We start from the raw sequence: 22,605 nt of genomic DNA, 5'->3' as shown, positions 1-22,605 counted from the left end.
CCTGGCATCCGAACACAGCGACAGTCCCGCCGATGCCTACCTTCTCGCCTGCTTCGGGGACCCGGGTCTGGATGCCGCCCGGGAAATCGCCTCGGGGCCGGTGATCGGCATCGCCGAAGCCGCCATGCACGCCGCATCGCTACTCGGACGGGGCTTCTCGGTGGTCACCACCCTGTCCCGCACGATCGGGCGGGCCGAGGAACTCGCCGGACGCTATGGGATGGCAGCGAACTGCCGCGGATACCACGCGTGCGAGGTCCCGGTCCTCGAACTGGAGACCAATCCCGACACCGCGACGATCCTCACCGAGGCGTGCCGGGCAGCCGTCGAGGCCGATCATTCCGACGTCGTTGTGCTCGGCTGCGCCGGGATGGCCGACCTCGCGGGTGTGATCAGCGCGAAGATCGGCGTTCCGGTGATCGACGGTGTCGCCGCCGGGACCCTGTTCCTGCAGTCCCTGGTGACCATGGGGGCACGGCCGAGCCGACTCGGCGAGTTCGCGCCTCCTCGGCCGAAACCGTATGCCGGATTGCTCACCGGATTCGGTTTGACCTGATCGGCTACCATTTCCTGAGCGAATATCAGCGCTGAGCGGATTGGTCAATGACCGATATAAGGCAAATATGCACTTCCTCGCGAACTGACGCTGTATGCACAATTGTTTGTCGACGCCCAGATCCGACCGATGGCAACGGAAATATATACTCCCCCAACGTGATCTGATCCAACGGACCGAATTGATCGATGTTTGTCAGTTCGTGAGGAATCGCACACTATCAAACCTCGGCAGCCTCCCAGACAAAATGTGGCTCAGCCCGGCGGCGGTTTCACCGGCCCGCGGCCACGAATACCGGGCGTGCGATGATGATCGACGGCGACAAACGAGGCGCCGATGACATATCGCAGGTGGAGGTTGCACAGAACATGTTCGCTCGGCGACGCCCGATCGGCGCAGTGGTTGCTGCCGTCCTGCTCAGTGTCGGTACGTGTCTCGGTGTGGTGTCGCCCGCGCAGGCCACCCCGGCGGGCTCACCGGCCGGCGCCAACGAACCGTCCTGCGTTCTGACGCCTGAGCACCCTCGTCCGGTGGTCCTCGTCCACGGCACGTGGGCGGACATGGGAACCACCTGGAAAACCCTGGCTCCCGCACTCGAAGACGACGGTTACTGCGTCTACGCGCTCAATTACGGGACCGGTGTGCCGGGCTCGGGCCAGAACCTTCTCGATCTGGTCGGCGGCGATTCCGTGGTCCGGTCGGCGCAGACGCTGGCCGGATTCGTCACCCGGGTCCGCGAACACACCGGCGCCGAACAGGTTGATCTGATCGGGCACTCGCAGGGAGCCCTGGTGGCGCGCGAGTACCTGAAGAACGCCGGCGGCACCGACCTCGACAACCCGGCTCACAACGCTGTGAATTCGCTGATCAGTCTGGCCGGCACCAATCAGGGCACCAGCTTTCACCTGAACCAGGGCCTGGGCGCCATCGCGCAAGCGCTCGGGATCCCGGTGATCAGACTTTTCGACATCGCAGTGGGGCCCTCGTACGTCGAACAGATGGCCGGATCACCGTTCCTGAACAACCTCAACGCGGGCGGCGACACGCAGCCCGGCGTCAACTATGTCGCCATCGCGACGCGTGACGACATGATGGTCACGCCCGCGGAGAATGCATTCCTCAGCCCCTCTCCCGGTGACGCCGTGCGAAACGTCTGGGTCCAGGACGGTTGCGCCGCAGCCCACGTCGACCACATGCAGGTGACGAGCAGCCCCCGCGCCGTGTGGCTCACTCTCGACGCGCTCGATCCCGGGTACCGCGCGACGCATCCCGCACCCTGCCCCTGACCGGCAGCCCTCACCACACACCCGCTGCCCGTCGTTTCCGCCGAGCGGGTCCTTATTTCCGTCCACCGGGCTCTTTTCGCAGTCGACCGGGCCTCTGTTTCCGCCCACCGCGCCCTGGCTTCCGCCCGCTGGGCCGTTGCCGCACAACCTGTCAGACACCTCTGGGAAGTGAGGCCCGCTCGGCGGAAACCAAGGCCCACTCGATGGTTGTTGAGGCCCGCTCGATGGTTGTTGAGGCCCACTCGATGGTTGTTGAGGCCCGCTCGATGGAAACAAGGGCCCGCTCGACGGTCGGATCTCAGGGGGTGGCGCGTTCGGCCAGGGCCCGCAGCGCCAGCATCCAGTGCTCGAACAGCTCGTCGAGATCGTCGCGGGCCAGTACGTCCGGTAGGTAGGTCACGTACGCGCGGACCACCGTTCCCTGCGGACCGAAGGTGGACATCGACTGGATGTCGATCTCGGCCTGCGCCGGCATCCGGTTGCCCCGCGCGATCACCTCGGTGTCATCGGTGCTGCCGAGGTCCGGGCCGTTCACATCGGGGAACCAAGGTGCACCCGCGACTTCGGCGGGCACATCGCTGCCAGGCACGGAGCCGATGTAGTTGAAGACGATCTGCGGCTCGGGCAGAGCCGAAAGTACCTTCGAGCCTTCGTCATCGAGGTACCGCAACATCCCGTATCCGATGCCTCGCTCCGGATGCGCGGACATCGCCGCCCTGGTGCGGCCGAGCACGTCGTCGGCGATCTCCGACCGGGTGTAGAGCTCGTCGATCCCGATGCCGTCGAGATCGATCCGCGTCGGGAACATCGAGGTGAACCAGCCGACGGTCCGCGACAGGTCGGCGCCCGGCACCACCGCTTCCTGGCGACCATGCCCCTCGAGCGTGAACAGGGCGTGGTCGATTTCGTAGCCGCGGTCGCGCCGCCAGCCCACCACTGCCGCCGCGAGTCCGGCGACCAGTTGATCGGCCATCGTGACGTCGCCGCCCGATGCCGCCAGCAGCGGCTCGACGATGTCGGCCGGGATCTCGATCTCCGTGCGGCTCTGCAGGTCCACACGATCGGTGTCGACGTCGAGACGGCGGACACCCAGAGCCGGGTCGTCCGCGCCGAGCACTGTCATCCAGTGGTCGAGCTCGTCGCGACGTGAACCGGCGCGCGCCTGCTGGCCGACCACCCAGTCCGTCCACGAGGTGCCGGCGTCCGGGAGGTGCACAGGGCCACCTGCCGACACCTGCGAACCCGCGGTTGCGATGTCGGCCACCAGAATCCGCCAGGAGACCGCGTCGACCACCAGGTGATGGGCCACGATGAGCAATCGACCGGGCGCTTCGGTCCCCGCGTCGATCCAGATGAACTGCAGCATGATGCCCGCCTCGGGATCGAGACGGTCGACGCCCTCGAACAACGAATCACGCAGGGCGGCCAGATATCCCGGTTCTCCGGGGCGCGCTCCGGCGCTCAGTTCAACCCGCGACACCAGTGACCTGACGTCCACCGACCCGGCCGGCGCGATCACCAGGGTGCGGGCGGCGGTGTCGAGTCGTGAACGAAGCGCGTCGTGGTGGTCGGTGACCGCACTCATCGTCGCCACGATGTTGTCCTCGGTGACGCCGACCGGCAGGTTCACGACCATCGGCATCACAAACCGGCGGTGGTCGCCACCGCGTTCGAGCATCTTCACAGCCACCGGGCTCAGCGGTGCGATACGCGGCTGCGCGACAACGTCTTCCGACGCAAGGGCCGGAGCATCTGCCGCCGGTGTCGCCGCAGCGGCGAGGGCGGCGACGGTCCGCAATTCCAGGACGTCGCCGGCGGTGAACCTCAGTCCGGCACTGCGGGCCCGGCTCACGAGCTGCATCGCCATGATGCTGTCGCCGCCGATCTCGAAGAAGGAGTCGTCGGCACCGACACTGTCCGCACCGACCACCTCCGCGACGATCTGGCAGAGCAAACGCTCGTTCTCGGTGTCCGGGGCCCGCCCGGTGACCGCTACAGCCTCCGGCAACGGCAGCTCGCGACGGGCGATCTTGCCCGAGCGCCCACGCGGGAACTCGTCGAGCACCACGATCGTCTCGGGCACCATGTACGGAGCCAGCACCCGGGCCGCCTGCTCCCGGACCTCGACCGGATCGACATCGATCCCGGGACGCGGGCTGACGTACCCCACCAGCCGCTGACGTCCGTCGTCGGTGTGGATGACCGCGGCGGCCTGATCCACCGAGTGGTGGCGGCCGAGCGCGGTCTCGATCTCCTCGAGTTCGATCCGGAGGCCACGAATCTTCACCTGGAAATCAACGCGCCCGACGTATTCGAGGGTTCCATCGGCCAGACTCCGGACCCGGTCACCGGTCCGGTACATCACCGAACCGGGCGGGCCGTAGACCGCGGGGACAAACCGCTCGGCGGTCAGAGCCGGACGTCCGAGGTAGCCGCGGGCAACCTGTTCGCCGGACAGGTAGAGCTCTCCGACAGCTCCCGCCACACAGGGCCGCAACCAGCGGTCGAGTACCAGCCCGCGGGTGTTCCACACCGGTGCCCCGATCGGCACGACATCGGTGCCTCGGCGTGTGTGGCCGTGGACAACCGGCCCTGGGGCAGCAACCGCCGAGGTGGCGTCGACGGTGACCTCCGTGGGCCCATACAGATTGATCACTCGCGTATCGGCCAGTGCGGCAACCTGTTCTGCCAGCGACACCGGCAGCGCCTCGCCGCCACTGAAGACCAGCCGCAGGCTCGAGACACTCTCCGGCAACGCAGCCTGAGCAAAGATGCCGAGCACCGACGGCACGAACTGCACGATCGTGACGTGGTGGCGGTCGATGAGCGCAATCAGTTCATCGACATCCCGATGCGCCAGCGGCGGGGCCACAATCGTGCGGGCGCCGGCCAGCGCCGGTGCGAACATCTCCCACACCGAGGCATCGAAGGTGAACGGGGTCTTGAGCAACACGACGTCGTCTGCCGAGAAGTCGTGTTCGGCGGCCATCCAGCGGAGCTGGTTGACCAGCGCCCGCTGGGTGATCTGAACGCCCTTCGGGCGCCCGGTCGATCCCGACGTGAACAGGACGTAGGCAAGCGATTCCGGGTGGATACGACCACGCCGCTCGCTCTCGCGGATCGCGCTCGAATCGGCCGGTTGCAGATCGGGCGAGGTCAGATCCAGGCAGGTCACGTCGGGCAGCACCGACCGCAGGCGGCGGGTCAGGTCGCCGCCTGCGACCACACAACGCACGTCTGCATCGGTCACCACGGCCCGCAGCCGCTCGTCCGGGCTCTCGGTGTCCAGCGGCAGATATGCGCCGCCGGCCTTGAGGATCCCGTAGATGGTCGCGATCTGTTCGAGGCCGCGCGACATCGCGACACCGACAACGCGGTCGGGTCCGACGCCCTGGGCGATCAGTGCCCTGGCGCGCCGGTTCGTCAGTGCGTCGAACTCCGCGAACGTCATCTCGGTCTTGTTGTCCCGGTACGCGATCTCATGCGGGGTGGCTGCAACCTGATCGGCGAACAGCGACATCACGGTGCGATCCGGGATCTCCTGGTCCGGACCGCTCCAGGTCTCCAACCGGGTGCGGCGCTCGTCGGGGTCGAGGAGGTCCAGCTCCCGCACCGGCGTCCAGCTCGCCTGCGCAATGGTGTCGAGCACCTGCACGATCCGGCGTGCGAGCTCCTCCGCGCGATCGCGGGGCACCAGTGCCGGCACGTACTTGAGTGTGAGCGAAAGGTGTGGATCCGATTGCGCGAGAACCGTTACCGGGTAGTGCGAGGCATCGTTGATCTGCGCGCCCTCGATGAACATCCCGTCGATCCCGGATTCCGTCTGTTCCCGTGTCCGGTCGACCGGGTACGACTCGAAGACCGTCAACGTGTCGAAGAGTGTGGGCAGTCCCACCGAGCGGGAGATGGTCGGCAGACCGACGTGATGTGCCTCGAGGAGGCCGGCCTGCTCCGACTGGATCCGCTCGAGCAGTCCGAGAATGGTCTCCCCGCCACCCAGCCTGATCCGCACCGGAATGGTGTTGATGAACAGTCCCAGGATGGATTCGACGCCGCTCACCTCGGGCGGGCGGCCCGAGACCGTCGCACCGAAGACCACGTCGTCGCTACCGGACGTACGTGCGAGCACGATGCCCCAGGCAGCCTGCACCACCGTGTTCATCGTGATGCCGCGCTCACGCGAGAGGTCCGCCAGACCACTCGATGTACGAGCGCCGATGTCGAGCGCCATCTCGGTCGGCATGGTGTCGCCGTCGGCGATCGGGGTGGTGTCGGCGACCAACAGCGTCGGCGAATCCAATCCGTCGAGTGCGTGTTGCCATGAGGTGATCGCAGCGGTCGGGTCCCGTTGGGCGAGCCAGACCAAGAAGTCGCGGTACGAACGATTCCGCGGCAGATGGGTGTCGTCTCCTCCGGTCGCGTAGAGGACAAAGAGCTGTTCCATCAACAGCGGCGCGGACCAGCCGTCCAGCAGGATGTGGTGGTTGGTGAGCGACATCCGGTACCGGTCGCGGCCCACGTCGTCGGAGCCCATCCGCAACATCATCACGCGCACCAACGGCGGCGCCGACATGTCGAATCGGGCACTGCGATGCTCGGTCAGGAGGCGCTCGGCCTCGCGTTCGGCGGCCTCGGGATCATCGTCATGCTCTGCGCTCAGATCGATGAATTGCCAGGGCACGTCGACTCCGGCCGCGACGAACTGCACCGGCGAACCGTCCTCGATGTGCCGGAAACCAGCGCGCAGGTTGGGGTTTCGGTCGATGAGTGCACCGACTGCGGAACGCATCCGCTCGGTGTCCACCGCACCTGCCAACTCGAACACGATCTGGGCTGTGTAGATGTCGGTGACGTGCTGTCCGGCGACCTCGGCGTGGAACAGCATGCCCATCTGCAGCGGCGACAGCGACCAGATGTCTTCCACGGCTGCGAAGTCGCGCTCGATGGCCTCGATGTCGTCCTGCCCGATCCGGACCAGCGGCACGTCCGATGGTGTCAGGCCACCGACCGCCGGCGACTCTCCGTGTGTTGCGAGTGCGGCTGCCGCCCGGGTCCACAGGTCACCGAGTTCGCGGACCTCATCGCGCCCGAGGATTCCGCCTGCGTAGGCCAGGGAGGCCGACAACCGGGGACCGTCCGGGTGATCGGTGGTGACGGCGTTGATGCCGAGCACCGCGGGCGCAACCATCCCAGCGTCCTGTGCACCGCCGAGCGGTCCGCCGTCCTGTGCTCGCTGCCAGCCGAAATCGTGTGCCGCGTCGGCACTGTTGTCCTGCCCGGCGGTAATCCGGCCGAGGTAGTTGAAGCCGATCTGCGCACCGCTGTAGTCGGCGATCGGGCGGGTCCGCTCGTCGCCGCTGTATTGGAGCAGTCCGAAACCGATCCCGGCCTGCGGAACCGAGAGCACCTGCTCCTTGACCGCCTTGACGGCGGTTCCGGCGGCCGGGCCGCCGGCGAACGCGTCATCGACGTCGATCCCGGTCAGGTCCAGCGCAAGCGGATACATGGAGGTGAACCAGCCGACCGTGCGGGACAGATCGGCGCCGCCCACCGCGTCTTCCTCGCGTCCGTGACCCTCGAGGTCGATGAGGACCGCGCCGGTATCCGATCCACGACGAGATCGCCACGCCCGCACAGCCATCGCGAGCGCGGTCAGCAGCACATCGTTCACACCACCGCGGTAGGCCGCACTCACACCGGTCAGCATCGAGCGCGTCACCTCGGTGCTGAACTCGAGGTCGTGACGCTCGATGGTGCTCGCGGTGTCCAGATCGGGATCGATCCGCCGGACACCCAGAACCGGGTCTTCCGTTTCGACGATCTGTGTCCAGTAGTCGATCTCGTCGCCGTGCTGTTCGACCGAACCCGTGAGTGCGGTCGCCCAGGCGCGCAGTGACGTGCCCACCTCGGCCAGCTGCGGCGTCCCACCGTTTTCGCTCTGTCCCCAGGCAATGGCGAAGTCGGGCAACAGGATCCGCCACGAGACCCCGTCCACTGCCAGGTGATGGATCAGTATGTAGAGCCGGCCGGTGACGCCGGCCGGGCTGCCCTCCGCGGGGTCGAACCAGATCACGCGGACCATCGAGCCGGTGGCCGGATCGAGGAGTGCGATCGCGTCCGCGGCCGCGGTCTGGGTGGTCCGGATGAACTCGGGACTTCCTGGCGTACCGGAGAACTCGATGCGGGTGAGCACCGAGCGCGGATCCACCGACCCGACGGGGCCAACCTCGAGACGCGTGGGGCCGTCATCGGTGACCATGCGCGACCGGAGTGCATCGTGCCGATCGAGCACCGCGCCGAGCGCGGCGGTCAACCGGTCGGCGCCGGGATCCTCGGGCAGGGTGAGGAACGCGGCCTGTGAGAACTCCCGATACTCTCGCCGGCTCTCGACCAGCCATCGCATGATCGGGGTCAACGGCACCGAACCCACACCGCCACCGGCCAACTCGGCGAGCGTCCGGATCTCCGCGTCGGCCGCGACCTGGGCGACACGGGCGAGTTCGGCAATGGTCCGGCGGTCGAAGACATCGCGCGGGGTGAACACGATGCCCGCGGACCGGGCCCGCGACACCAGCTGGATCGAGACGATGCTGTCGCCACCGAGTGCGAAGAACGAGTCGTCGACGCCGACGCGGTCGACGCCCAAGACATCGGCGAACAGTTCTGCCAGTGCGACTTCCATCTCGGTACCCGGGGCCCGATAGTCGTCGGTGCCGCCACCGAAGACCGGTTCGGGCAGTGCCCGGCGATCCAGCTTGCCCGCCGGCGTCAACGGAACCGAGTCCAGGACGGTGATCGACGAGGGCACCATGTGTCCGGGAAGGCGCTGTGCCAGTCCCGAACCGAGATCACCCGCCGCCAGACGCCGGCCGGGGCGCGGGTACACGTACGCCACCAGGACCGTCTGGCCGGTGTGCGGATGGTTGTGGCCCAGGGTCACGGCGAAGTCGACATCGGGATGATCGCCCAGCGCAGCGTCGATCTCACCGAGTTCGATCCGGAAACCGCGAACCTTCACCTGGTGGTCGCTACGCCCCAGGAACTCCAGCTCCAGCCGGTCCGGGGACACCTGCTTCCACCGGACGACGTCGCCGGTGCGGTACATGCGGGACCCGGGCGCCCCCAACGGATCGGCGACAAACCGGCCGGCTGTCAGATCCGGCCTGCCGAGATATCCACGACCCACGGACGCACCGGCGACGTACAGCTCGCCGGCCACCCCCGGCGGAACGGGCTGCAGCCGCGAATCCGCCACCAGGGCACGGACACCGGTGACCGGACCGCCGATGGTGACCGGCTTCGCGGGATCCATCGCCTCGGTCGAGGTCGACCAGATGGTCGCCTCCGAAGGTCCGTAGAGGTTGAACATCGAGCGTCCCGGCGCCCAGCGCCGAACCAGCTCAGGCGGGCACACGTCACCGGCGACTGCGATCATCTCGACGGAATCGAGTCCGTCCACCGGCACCGTGGCCAGCGCGGCCGGCGTCACAAAGGCATGTGTCACGCCCTGCTCGGCGAGCAGACCCGCCAGGTCGGCTCCACCGAAGATGGTCGGCGGGGCGATCACCTGGGTCGATCCGGCGGCCACGGCCATCATGATCTCGAAGATCGACGCGTCGAAGCTCGGCGATGCAAAATGCAGGACCCGCGAGGACCTCGTGAGCGCGAATCTCGGTGCCATCTCGGCGATCAGGTTGGCCAGTCCACGATGTGTGGTGCCCACGCCCTTGGGCCGGCCGGTCGACCCCGACGTGAAGATCACGTACGACAGGTCGTCGAGCGACACCCGCGCCGTGACCGGCATGTTCTCGACATCGGCACCGGTCTCGGCGAGCTCTGGGACTGATCCGGTGGTGACTGGCAGCCACTTCGTGACCTGCGGAAGTCGGTCGACGATCTCGTCGGTGGTCAGTCCGATCGCCACCTCGGCATCGGCAACCATGTTCTCGATGCGCTCGGCGGGGTAGTTCGGGTCGATCGGCAGTACGGCGCCACCGGACTTCACGATCGCCCAGAAGGCGATCATCGATTCGATGGAACGGCCGATGGCGAGTGCCACCGGAGTACCCGGCTTCACACCGTGTTCGAGCAGTTGCCGGGCCTGGCGACGGGCGAGCCGGTCCAGTTGGCGGTAGGTCAATGACTCCTCACCGCTGACGAGCGCTACACCGTCCGCGTTCGCGGCCACCGCGTCGTCGAAGATCTCGATCATGGTGCGCGGCAGCACATCCGCCGCACCGGCCACCGGCGAGAGGGCGACCCGTTGGTCTGCGGAGAGCAGGTCGATGTCTCCGACCAGCGCGTCCGGGTCGGCGACCACTGCCGCCACGATCGCACGAAAACGCGCCGACAGCCCCGCGATCGTGTCGGGGTCGAACAGCGCGGTGGCGTAGGTGAATTGTGCGGTCAAACCGGTGTCCCCGGAGTTGTCGACGAAGTCGGCGAGCGTCAGTTGCAGATCGAACTTGGTTGTCGGGGTGGATGATTCCAGTGCCGAGACCCGCATCCCGGGCAGTTCGAGGACGGCCTGCTCGTTGTTCTGGAATGCCAGGGCCACCTGGAACAGCGGTGCGTACGACGTCTCCCGTTCCGGTGCCAGGTGCTCGACCAACCGCTCGAACGGGACCTCGGTGTGGGTGAACGCGGCGATGTCGGTGCTGCGGGTCCGGGCCAACAGGTCGCTGAACCGCTCCCCCGCGTCGACGGGCGTGCGCAACACGAGTGTGTTGACGAACATGCCCACCAGATCGTCGAGTTCGGGTTCACCGCGTCCGGCGATCGCGGTGCCCACAACAACATCGTCGGTGGTGCCGGAGCGGGCCAGGAGAACGGCCAGCGCAGCGTGGCAGACCATGAACATGGTCGCCCGGTGATCCGCCGCCACCCGCTGCAATCCGTCGCGCAGGTCCGGGTCGAGCGCGAACTCGTATGACGCTCCGGCAGTCGACTGCACCGGCGGCCGAGGTCGGTCCAAGGGCAGGTCGATGACATCGGGGACACCGTCGAGTTGCCCCGTCCAGTAGTCGATCTGACGCGCGGCCAGGGACTCGGGATCGCTTTCGTCACCCAGGACGGCACGCTGCCACAACGCGTAGTCCGCGTACTGCACCGGCAACTCCGACCAGCCGGGTTCACTGCCCGCCGTGCGGGCGGAGTAGGCGACCATGATGTCGCGCGCCAGTGGGGCGACCGACGAACCGTCGCCGCTGATGTGGTGGACCACCATCACCAGGACGTGTTCGGTCTCGTCCCGTCGCAGGAGCGCGATCCGCACCGGAATCGATTCGGCGACATCGAATCCGACACCGATCAGTGCGCGCAGCCGAGTGTGTAGATCGCTCTCGTCGGCCACATCGTGGATGTCGAGGGCCAGATCCGACTCGGCCAGATCGTCGACGTCGACGATCAGTTGCCGCGGCCCGTCGCCGTCGTCGGGATACCGGGTCCGCAGGATCTCATGGCGGTGAACCACGTCGGCCACGGCGGCTCGAAGCGCGGGCACATCGAGTTCACCCGACATCGCGATCGCCGCCGGAATGTTGTAAGCCGTTGACGACGTGTCGAATTGGTTGATGAACCACATGCGGCTCTGCGCCGGCGACAGCGGAATCCGGTCCGGTCGGGGCCCGGCTTCCAGCGGCGGACGATCGCGGCCACCGTCGGCCCGCTCGGCCAGTTGCGCCAGACCTGCGACGGTCGGTTCGACGAACAGGTCGCGCACGGCAAGATTCGATCCCACCGCTGCGTTGACCTGCGCGACCACGCGCGTCGCGGTCAGTGAGTTGCCACCGAGCGTGAAGAAGCTGTCGTGCACACCGACGAGATCGACGCCGACGAGATCGGCGAAGACGGTTGCCACGATCTCCTCGACCGGTGTGCGTGGGGGCTGATATCCCTCTGTTCCGGCGAAGACCGGCGTCGGCAATGCCTTTCGATCGAGTTTGCCGTTGATGTTCAGCGGCAGTTCGTCGAGCCGCATCACCAGCGCGGGCACCATGTAGGCGGGCAGTTCGCCCGCTGCGGCCGCCAGGATCTCGCGGGTGTCGGTGTGCCCCGCTACTTCGGTCACCACGTAGGCCACCAACTGCTCGCCCGCATGCGGGTCGCTGTGGACTGTCACGACCGCGGCCTGCACCTGCGGCGACTCCATCAGGACCCGCTCGATCTCGCCGAGTTCGATTCGGAAACCGCGGACCTTCACCTGGAAGTCGCTGCGCCCGGCGTATTCGAGGGTGGGTGTTTCACCGGGGACGGCAACCCAGCGACCCAGATCGCCGGTGCGGTACATCCGGGCTCCGTTGCCGCCGAACGGGTTTGCGACAAAACGTTCGGAAGACAGGTCACTGCGACCGAGGTACCCGCGGGCGAGTTGGGCGCCTGCGATGTAGAGCTCACCGGTCACCCCGTCCGGCACCGGCTGCAACCGGGTGTCGAGTACGTAGATCTGCGTGTTCCATTCGGGACGGCCGATCGGAACCGCGGAGCCGAGCGTCGCGGGCACCGGCTGGTGCGTGACGCTGACCGCGGCCTCGGTCGGGCCGTACAGGTTGTGCATCGAAGGCGTCGCACCCGCCGCTGCCGTCAACTGCCGGAACCGTTGCACCACATCGGGGGTCAGCGCCTCGCCGATGCAGAGGACGTGGCGCAGCGACGCCAGTTGCCCGGGCCGCGCGTCCGACAGGAAGGCACCGAGCAGCGAGGGCACAAAAGTCACCGCGGTCACGCCGGCACGCTCGATGAGCCCGGCGAGATAAACCGGGTCCCGATGCCCCTGCGCGTCGGCGACCACCAGACGGGCGCCGGCGGTCACCGCCCACCAGAACTCCCAGACCGACAGGTCGAAGGTCGCCTGGGTGCGCAGCAGCACCGCGTCGTTGTTGCCGAGCCGGAACTGCGAGGTGATCCAGTTGAGCTGGTTGACAACTGCCGAGTGCGGTACGGCCACGCCCTTGGGCCGTCCGGTGGAACCCGATGTGTAGATGACATACGCGGTGTTCTCGGGGCGCAGCGGAGCCAGCCTCACCCGGTCGTCGATCGGCTCCGCCGACACCGACGTGGTGTCGAGGGCGGTCAGATCCAGCACCTCCACGGCATCGGGGAGGCCGGATGGCCGTTCACCCGCCACCAGCACCATCACCGGTTGCGCGCTGTCGACGATGAAGGAGATCCGGTCCACCGGGTGATCGGGGTCGATGGGTAGGTACGCCCCGCCTGCCACCGAAATCGCGTACATACCGACCAGCAGGTCGAGAGAACGAGGAATCGCCAGCCCCACAACGGTTTCCGGTCCGACACCCTGCGCGATCAGAACCCGCGCGAGGGTGTTGACCCGCGATTCGAGTTCGGCGAAGGTCACCGCCAGACCGTTGTCGCCCTCGATCGCGACGAGATCGGAGTTGTCCCGCCACGATTGCTGCAACGCGCCGGCGAGTGTTCGGGGCGACAGCACCACCGCGGTGTTGTTGCGTCCCCGCAGCACCTCCCGACGTTGCGCCGCCGTCAACATCTGCAGATCGCCGACGGCGGTGAACGGCTCGGCGACGATCTCGCCGACCAGCGTGATGAAACGGTCCGCGAAGCCGGCGACCGTCTGGCCATCGAACAGATCGTCCGCGTAGGTGAAGACCGCGTCGAGGCCGGCAGGCCTGCCGTCGCCGTCATAGTTGTCGGACAGGATCAACTGCAGGTCGAATTGAGCCACACCGTCCGGCAATTCGACCGGCTCGATGGTCAGTCCGGGCAGTTCCAGACTCGACCGTTCCATGTTCTGGAACGACAGACCCACCTGGAAGATCGGGTGATGGGCGGTGGAACGGACCGGGTTGAGGACCTCCACCAGGCGTTCGAAAGGTACGTCGGCGTGGGAGAACGCCTCTGCGTCCCGTCCGCGAACGGCATCGAGAAGTGTGGTGAAGCCGATCCCGAGGTCGATCTCGGTGCGCAGCGCCAGCGTGTTGACGAACATGCCGATGACACCTTCGACCTCACTCTCACCACGACCGCCGATGGGTGTGCCGACGGTGATGTCGGTGTGACCGCTCAGTCGTGCCAGCAGCAGCGCGAATGCGCCGTGGAATGCCATGAAGGTACTGGCGCCCCTGGTGCGCGCCAGGTCTGCCATACCGCGGTGCAGATCCGCCGAGACGCTGAACGTGTACTGCCGTCCGCGCAGGGACTGCACCGGTGGCCGTGGCCGGTCGGCGGGCAGTTCCAGCTGGTCGGGTGCCCCGGCGAGATTCTTCTTCCAGAACTCGATCTGCACCGACAGCAGGCTGGTCGGGTCCTTCTCGTCACCGAGTAGCTCACGCTGCCAGATCGAGTAGTCCGCGTATTGCACCGCCAGTGGCGTCCAGCGCGGGCTCTCGCCCTGTGAGCGCGCCGCATACGCCATCGCGAGGTCACCGACGAAGGGCGCCACCGACTGGCCGTCTGCGGCCACGTGATGGATGACCATTGCCAGCACGTGCCGCGTGGGTCCGACGCGCAACAGTCCGATCCGCACCGGCACTGCGATGGTCACATCGAATCCGCGCGTGACGAACTCACGCATGGTCTCGGTCACCGCCTCTTCGTCGGTTTCGAAGAACTCGATCTCGGGCGTCGCCTGTTGCGGTGTGAGGATCACCTGGTGGGGTCCGGAGGCGGAATCGGGATAGACGGTCCGCAGCGATTCGTGCCGGATCGCGACATCTGCGATGGCCAGCCGCAGCGCCGGCAGGTCGAGGTCGCCGATCAGCCAGACTGCCGCCGGGATGTTGTAGGCGACCGAATCCGGATCGAATCGGTTGAGGAACCACATCCGGGTCTGCGCCAGCGACAACGGGATCCGCACCGGGCGCGGGCGTGCCACCAGCGGCGGTCGCTGTACGCGGACACCGACCTCGGCTGACAATCGCTGCGCGAGTTCGGCGACGGTGGGTGCCGCGAAGAGCTCACGGACACCGATCTTTCCGCCCAGGGCCGCGCCGGCCCGGCTGACCACCTTGGTGGCACTGAGTGAGTTGCCGCCGAGGTCGAAGAAGCTCTCGTCGATACTCACCTCGTCGACTCCGAGCACCTCGGCGAAGACCTCCGCCAGTGTGGCCTCGATCTGGTTGCGCGGCGCGGTGTACGTCCGGTCTCCCACTGCGAAGACGGGATCCGGCAGCGCCCGGCGATCGAGCTTCCCGATGGGGGTGAGCGGGATCGAGTCCAGCGCCATGACGACCGACGGCACCATGTGCTGCGGCAGCTGTTCTCCGACACCGCGTTTGAGTGCCTCGACGTCGAGATCCCGGTTGGCCTTTGCCAGGACGTAGGAGACCAGCACGTTGTCGCCCTGGGGTCCGACCGTGCCGATCGTGACCGCGAAATCGATGTCGGGATGGGCGTCGAGTACCCGGTCGATCTCGCCGAGTTCCACCCGGAAGCCGCGGATCTTGACCTGGAAGTCGCTGCGGCCCACGTATTCCAGCGAGTTGGGCGCCGCATCCGAGGCGGTGCTGTACCGGACGAGATCGCCGGTGCGGTACAACCTCGCCCCGGACTCACCATAGGGGTCGGCCACAAATCGCTGCGCCGTGATCTGCGGGCGATCGTGGTAACCGCGGGCCACACCCGGGCCCGACAGGTAGAGCTCACCGACGACGCCGCGCGGCACCATCCGCATGCGGGAGTCGAGGACGCGGGTGGTGACATCGCGCAACGGTGCGCCGATCGTCACCCGGGCACCGGCGGCCAGGGCCCCGGTGATCGTGACGATGACCGTCGCCTCGGTGGGGCCGTATGCATTTCGGAGTGCACCCGACCACCGCTCGGCCAGTTCGGGAGGACAGATGTCGCCGCCGACCACCACCGAACGCACCGAACCGAGCCCGTCCGGATCGACGGTCATCAGGGCGGTCGGCGTCATCACCACATGGGTGACCTGCTGGGCCGCCACGAGTTCGGACAACGCGGTGCCGCCGAAGACGTCCTGCGGGGCGACGATCACCGCGGCGCCGGCCGTGAACGCGGCCAGCAGTTCGCCCACGGACGTGTCGAAACTGGGTGAGGCGACATGGAGGAACCGCGACTCGGGGGCGACGTCGTAGTGCTCGCGGACGTCTGCGGAGAGGTTGGCCAGACCGCGGTGGGTGACCACCACTGCCTTCGGCTTGCCGGTCGATCCGGACGTGTAGATCAGGTACGCGGGATGATCGATCCGCAGCGCGATGGTCCGGTCGGCGTCGGTGATCGCGGCGTCGGAGCCGTCTCCGGCAGCGAGCGCGTCGACGTCGTGCCACCCGAGGACCGCGGGCAGGTCGGCGGCGTCCTCGGCCACGGTCAGCCCGAAGAGGGCTCCCGAATCCTCGACCATCTCGACCACCCGCTCCCGCGGATAGTCGACGTTGATCGGCAGATAGGCCGCACCGGTCTTGGCTATCGACCAGATCCCGACCACAGAGGCCAGGGATCTGCGGATCCCCAGTGCCACCACGGTTTCCGGGCCGGCACCGGCGGAGATCAGGCGACGTGCGACCCGGTTCGTGAGTCGATCGAGCTGGGCATAGGTCATCGTCCGATCGCGGAACGACACCGCGACACCGGAGGGGTTGAGACGCACACCCCGCTCCAGGAGCGCCGGCAGTGTCTCGGGCTCGACGCCGGCCGGACCGCGGATCGACATCAGGTCGGCGGATTCGGTATCCCCGAGCACGTTGATGTCGCTGACCACCATTGCCGGATCGGCGGCCACCGCGGACAGGATCCGCACCAGACGATCGGAGAAGGCATCGATCGACGCCGCGTCGAACAGGTCGGTGGCGTAGGTGAACAGGCCGCGCATCGGTGCGCCCGGTTCGTCGTTGTCGCCGATCGACAGCTGGAGATCGAACTTGGCGACGTCGAACTCGGCCTGGACCGGTGACACGCGCAGTCCCGGGAGCGTCAGCTCGGGCGACTCGTTGTTGTCGAACGACAGGGCCACCTGGAACATCGGGTGGTGCGCGGTCGAACGATGCACATCGAGGACCTCCACCAGGCGCTCGAAAGGTATGTCTCCGTGCGCCATCGCGTTGATGTCGGCCGCGCGGACGTCGGCGAGGAGGTCGGCGAAGGTCTGTTTGGTGTCGACCTCGGTACGCAGGACAACCGTGTTGACGAACATGCCGACCAGCGGATCGAGGGCCTGCTCGCCGCGGCCGGCGATCGGGGTTCCGACCGCGATGTCGGTGACGCCGCTCAGTCTTTCCATGAACACGGCCAGTGCGGCGTGGATCACCATGAACATGCTGACGTCGTGCGTGCGGGCGATGTCGGCGAGCGCTTCCCGGACCGGTGCCGGCACCTCGAACCGGTGCCCGGCGCCGCGCAGCGACTGCGTCGCCGGGCGCTGCCGATCGGTCGGCAGGTCCACCGATTCGGGCAGTCCCGCAAGTGCTTTCCGCCAGAAATCGATCTGCTGGGCGGCAAGGGAATCCGGATCGTTCTCGTCACCGAGCAGCTCGCGCTGCCACAGTGAGTAGTCGGCGTAGTGCACGGCCAGCGGTTCGAAGTCAGGGGCCGCGCCCGACCGCCGAGCCTCGTATGCACGCAACAGATCTGCGAACAGCGGCGCCATCGAGGCCCCGTCGGCGGCGATGTGGTGGACGACCATCAGCAGCAGATGCTCGGTCTCGGCGACCCGCATCAACACGATTCGGATCGGCAATTCGGCGGTGACATCGAACCCGGTGCCCGCGTGCCGTCGAAGCTCTGCCTCGATGGCCTCGGTGTTCGCGCGTACATCGACCTCGCGATAGATGTCGGCGATCGAGGCATCGGCCGGGTGGATCACCTGGTGCGGTCCGTCCGGTGAATCCGGGAACGTCGTCCGCAGCGACTCGTGACGTCGGGCGACGTCCCCGATGGCCGCGCGCAGGGCGTCGACATCGAGTTCACCGGACAACCGCAGCGGGAGCGGCAGGTTGTAGGCCGGTGAGCCGGTGTCGAATTGGTTGATGAACCACATCCGGGACTGGGCCGGCGAGAGCGGGATCCGGTCCGGCCGCTCACGCGCCACAAGAGGAGGCCGCGTGGACACCGAGCCCGACCGCGAGGCGGCGAGTTCCGCCAATTCGGCAACGGTCGGATGGTCGAAGATGTCGCGGACACTGATCTCGGTGCCCAGTGCCGTGGCCACCCGAGCGGCCACCCTGGTGGCACCGAGTGAGGTGCCTCCGATGTCGAAGAACGAGTCGGTGGCGCCCACGTTGCCGGCTTTGGCGATGTCGGCGAACACCGCGGCCACCGCCCGTTCGCTCTCGGTCCGCGGCTCGATGTGACGGGTGTCGCCGCCGGATGATTCCGGTCGGGGCAGCGCAGCGCGATCGAGCTTGCCGTTCACCGTGAGCGGGAGCTCGTCGAGGAGCATGACCACGTCCGGGACCATGTAGGACGTCAGGAAACCGGCCACCGCTTCGCGAACCTCGGTGGTGCCCAACTCGGCTCCGTGCTCCGGAACCACATAGGCGATCAGTCGCTCACCGGTGGACAGACCCTGACCATCGGCACTCTCGACGAGTGCGACCGCGGCAGCGACGCCGGCGATCCGCAGCAGCGCCGCCTCCACCTCGCCGAGCTCCACCCGGAATCCGCGGAGCTGGACCTGGGAATCGCTGCGCCCCAGGTATTCCAGCTGCCCGTGGGTATTCCAGCGCGCGATGTCGCCGGACCGATACAGCCGTTCACCGGGCGCCCCGAACGGGTCCGCCACAAAACGTTGAGCGGTCAGATCCTGCCGGTCCAGATAGCCCCGGCCCAACTGGGCGCCGGAGACGTACAGATCACCGGCCACACCCGTTGTCACCGGGTGCAGGCGGCTGTCGAGAACGTGGACCCGCAGACCGGCGATCGCATCACCGACCACCGATGCGGTCGCCCGGGCTGCGAAGTCCCGGTCGAGGCGAATCTTCGTGACATGCACGGTCGTTTCGGTGATCCCGTACATGTTCACCAGCACCGGTGCGGTGTCGGCGTGCCGGGAGTACCACCGGTCCAACTGTCCGAGATCGAGTGCTTCGCCGCCGAAGATCACGTACCGCAGGGCCAGGTCACCGGATTCGGCCACGCGATCGGCCTCGGCGAACTGATAGAACGCCGACGGCGTCTGGTTGAGTACCGTGACCCGCTGCCGCACCAGCAGTTCCCGGAACTCATGTGGGGAGCGCGACGTCGTGAAATCCACCATGACAAGCGCGCCGCCGTGGAGCAGCGGGCCCCACAGTTCCCACACCGAGAAGTCGAACGCGTACGAGTGGAACATCGTCCACACATCGTTCTCGTCGAACCCGAAGTCGCGCTGGGTGTTCCGGAACAGGGCGACCACCGTCTCATGGGCGATGACAACACCCTTGGGACGTCCGGTCGAACCGGAGGTGTAGATCACGTACGCGGTGTTCCGAGCGGTCAGCGGCTCGGACAGCTCGTCGGCGGTCACCGGGGACCCGTCCGTGTCGGCGAGTTCATCGGCCACCGAGGGCGCATCGAGCTCGATGGTCTGCGGCAAGTCCGCGGGCAGCGCCGCCCGGTGGTTGCCGGTCATCAGCACCAGGACCGGCGACGCGTCGTCGAAGATGAACTGCAATCGCTCGGCCGGGTGGCTGACGTCGATCGGCAGATAGCCGCCGCCCGCCTTCACCACGGCCAGAAGTGCCACAACGAGTTCGGCGGTTCGGTCGAGTGCGATCGCGACCAGTTTCTCGGGACCGACGCCCCGGGCGATCAGCAACCGGGCCAGTCGGTTGGCGCGACGATCGAGTTCGGCATAGGTGATGACCGTGTCCCCGTCGATGAGCGCACGATTGTCGGGGGTGGCAGCGACCTGCTCGTCGAACAGACGCACCAGGGTGGCGTCGCGGGCCGAACGCTCGCCCGATTCCATGATCACCGAGGTGAGCATTCCCGAGAACTGTTCGGCGAAGCCGGCGGCGGACTCGCCCTCCAGCAGCCCGGGCAGCAGCGTGGACAGTGCCACCGTGATCGCGGCCTCGGCACTGACACCGACGGCGGCCAAGGTCACCACGAGTTCGGCGGATTTGGCGTGTAGGACGCCATAGGTGACATCGGTACCGTTGTGCGAGAGGGCGATTCCGTCCGGGTTGATCCGGGCCGCGGTCTCCAGCAGGTCCGAGAGCGACTCGCCCTCCAGCTCGGCCAGCGCCGATCCGAATCCGTCGGCCGCTGCACCGCCCCGGGGCCGGTCGTGTGATCGGCGTTCGTCGGCGGTGAGGATGTCGATGTCTCCGACGACCACGGCCGGGTCGGTCGCGATCGCGGTCAGGACCGAGGTGAAGCGCTGCGCCATCGTCTCGACGGTCGACTCGTCGAAGATGTCCACGGCGTAGTCGAGGACGGCGTCGATGCCACGTCCGCGGCCGTCGGTCCCGAAGGATTCCGAGACACTGAGCCCCAGATCGGATTTCACGTACCGCAGCGGCGACTCGAGTGCGCTGACCTCGAGCCCGGGCAGGGTGACGGTGGGGATGTCGATGTTCTGCATCGTGAGCATCGCCTGCACCAGCGGTGCGTACTTGCGCGAGCGTACCGGCGCAAGCGCTTCGACAACCTGCTCGAAGGGCAGATCTGCGTTGCTGAAGGCCGACAGGTCAGCGGTCTTCGTCTTGGCGAGCATCGATGTGAACGATGCCGAGGAATCCACCCGGCTACGCATCACGAGGGTGTTGACGAACATACCGACCAGTCCCTCGATCGCCGAGGCGTTGCGTCCGGCGGTCGGGGTCCCGACCGCGACGTCGCCCGAACCGCTCAGCCTCGACAGCAGAATCGCGTAAGCCGCGTGGATGACCATGAACAAGGTGGTGTCGTTGTCCTTGGCCACCGCGTTCAGCTGCTCCTGCAGCTCGGCGCCGATCGTGAACCTGACCTCACCGCCCGCCACCGAACGTTTGTCGGTGCGTGGTCGATCGGTGGGGATGTCCAGGAGTTCGGGAAGTCCCGCGAGATGCTCTTTCCAGAAGGCGATCTGCTGTGCGGCAACAGAATCCGGGTCGTACTCCGACCCCATCACAGTGCGCTGCCAGATCGCGTAGTCGGCGTACTGCACGGCCAGTGGTCGCAGCGCCGGCGCGCTGCCCGCCGCCCGCGCCGTGTAGGCGGACATCAGATCGGTCGCCAACGGCACCAGCGACGACCCGTCGGCGGCGATGTGGTGGATCACCAGGAGCACCACATGGTCGTCCGGTCCGACGGCAATCAGCAACGCGCGCAGCGGAGGTGCCGCGGTGACGTCGAATCCCTCGGTCGCCGTCTCGAGGCAGAGCGCAAGCAGTTCGTCCTCGGACCCGACGGTCCGCGAGATCAGCTGCGGCGCGGCCTCATCGGCCGGCAGGACCTTCTGGTACGGACCCTGGACCGAATCCGGATAGACCGTACGCAGGATCTCCTGCCGCTCGACGACGTCGAGCAGCGCGGCGGTCAAAGCGCTCTCGTCGAGCCGGCCCCGCAGTCGCAATCCGAGCGGGATGTTGTAGTCCGCGGCATCAGGATTGAGCCGGTTCACGAACCACATCCGCTGCTGCGCCAGCGACAGCGGGATCCGGTCGGGTCGCGGCTGTGGCGTCAGCGGCCGGATGGGCAGGCCGTCCAGATCCGGGGACGCACTGATCGCCTCGGCGAGGTCGGCCACGACGGGCGCCTCGAAGAGGATCCGAACCCCCAGTCGCACACCGAGGACCTCGTTGATCCTCGCGATGGCACGGGTGGCGCCAAGGGAATTGCCGCCGAGATCGAAGAACGAATCGTCGGCGCCCACCGTCTCGACCCCCAAGACGTCGGCGTAGGCCGCGGCGATCGCATGTTCCATCGGCGTGGCCGGTTCCCGGTGCTGGGCGGCTCCGGCAGCGAAGTCGGGCGCGGGCAGTGCGCGCTTGTCCAGTTTGCCCATCGGGGTCAGCGGTACGTGATCGAGGAACACCATCGAACCGGGCACCATGAACTTGGGCAGGAACCCGGCGGCGTACTCACCGAGGTCGCGGGCGTCGATCGTGGCGCCCGGCTTCGGTTTCAGATATGCGGCCAGCGCGGTCTCGCCCGCGGGTCCGTCGACACCGACCGTCACCGCGAAGTCCACCGCCGGGTGTCCGGCCAGCACGGCGTCGATCTCGCCGAGTTCGATGCGGAACCCGCGGACCTTGACCTGCTGATCGGATCGGCCCATGTAGCTGATCTCGTAGGACACCTGGCCGTCGGTCCCGGCCACCGCGACCCAGCGCACGACGTCGCCGGTGCGATACATCCGCTCCCCCTGCGCGTCATAGGGGTTGGCGACGAAACGGACCGATGTCAGGTCCGGGCGGGCGCGGTAGGCACGGGAGACACCGGGTCCGCTGATGTACAGCTCACCCGGCACGCCGACGGGCACCGGATTGAGCCGGCTGTCGAGCACCAACGCCCTCACCCCGGCGATGGGTCCGCCGATGGTGATCGGGTCGCCCACCGTCATCGGATCACTGATGTTGGTCATGATCGTTGTCTCGGTGGGCCCGTAGCCGTTGTACAGCCGGCGGCCGGGTGCCCAGCGCTGCACCAGATCCGACGGCACCGCCTCGCCTCCGGCCACGACGTCGGAGAAGTGCGGAAGGCCTTCCGGATCAACCGATGCCAGGGCGGCGGGGGTGATGAACGCGTGCGTGACCCGGTGGTCGGTCAGCAGGGCGTGGAGCTCGGCACCGCCGTATATCCCGGCCGGCACGATGACCATGGTGGCGCCGGCCCCCACGGCCAGCAGTAATTCGAGGATCGACG

At 67.4% G+C, this 22,605-nt stretch carries 3 protein-coding genes; 2 read left to right on the top strand and 1 reads right to left on the bottom strand.

The window, feature by feature from the left end:
* Both VIQ49_RS16635 and VIQ49_RS16630 read left to right on the top strand, forming a co-directional pair.
* The coding region (locus tag VIQ49_RS16635; protein WP_331886570.1) for an aspartate/glutamate racemase family protein at positions 1 to 556 on the top strand (556 nt) is incomplete at its 5' end.
* A gap of 305 nt (positions 557 to 861) precedes the next feature.
* Positions 862 to 1,842 carry an esterase/lipase family protein gene (locus VIQ49_RS16630; protein WP_331886568.1) on the top strand — a complete coding sequence of 327 codons (981 nt, stop codon included), beginning with the start codon at positions 862 to 864 and terminating at the stop codon, positions 1,840 to 1,842.
* Between the two features lie 298 nt (positions 1,843 to 2,140).
* On the opposite strand, the gene VIQ49_RS16625 is transcribed toward VIQ49_RS16630, so the two are convergent.
* Positions 2,141 to 22,605: non-ribosomal peptide synthase/polyketide synthase (locus VIQ49_RS16625; RefSeq protein ID WP_414731651.1), on the bottom strand; the 20,465-nt coding region annotated here is incomplete at its 5' end.

Origin of the sequence: Williamsia sp. (genome assembly GCF_036566845.1) — a bacterium.
GTDB lineage: Bacteria > Actinomycetota > Actinomycetes > Mycobacteriales > Mycobacteriaceae > Williamsia.
This window is presented reverse-complemented; position numbering and strand designations above follow the sequence as displayed.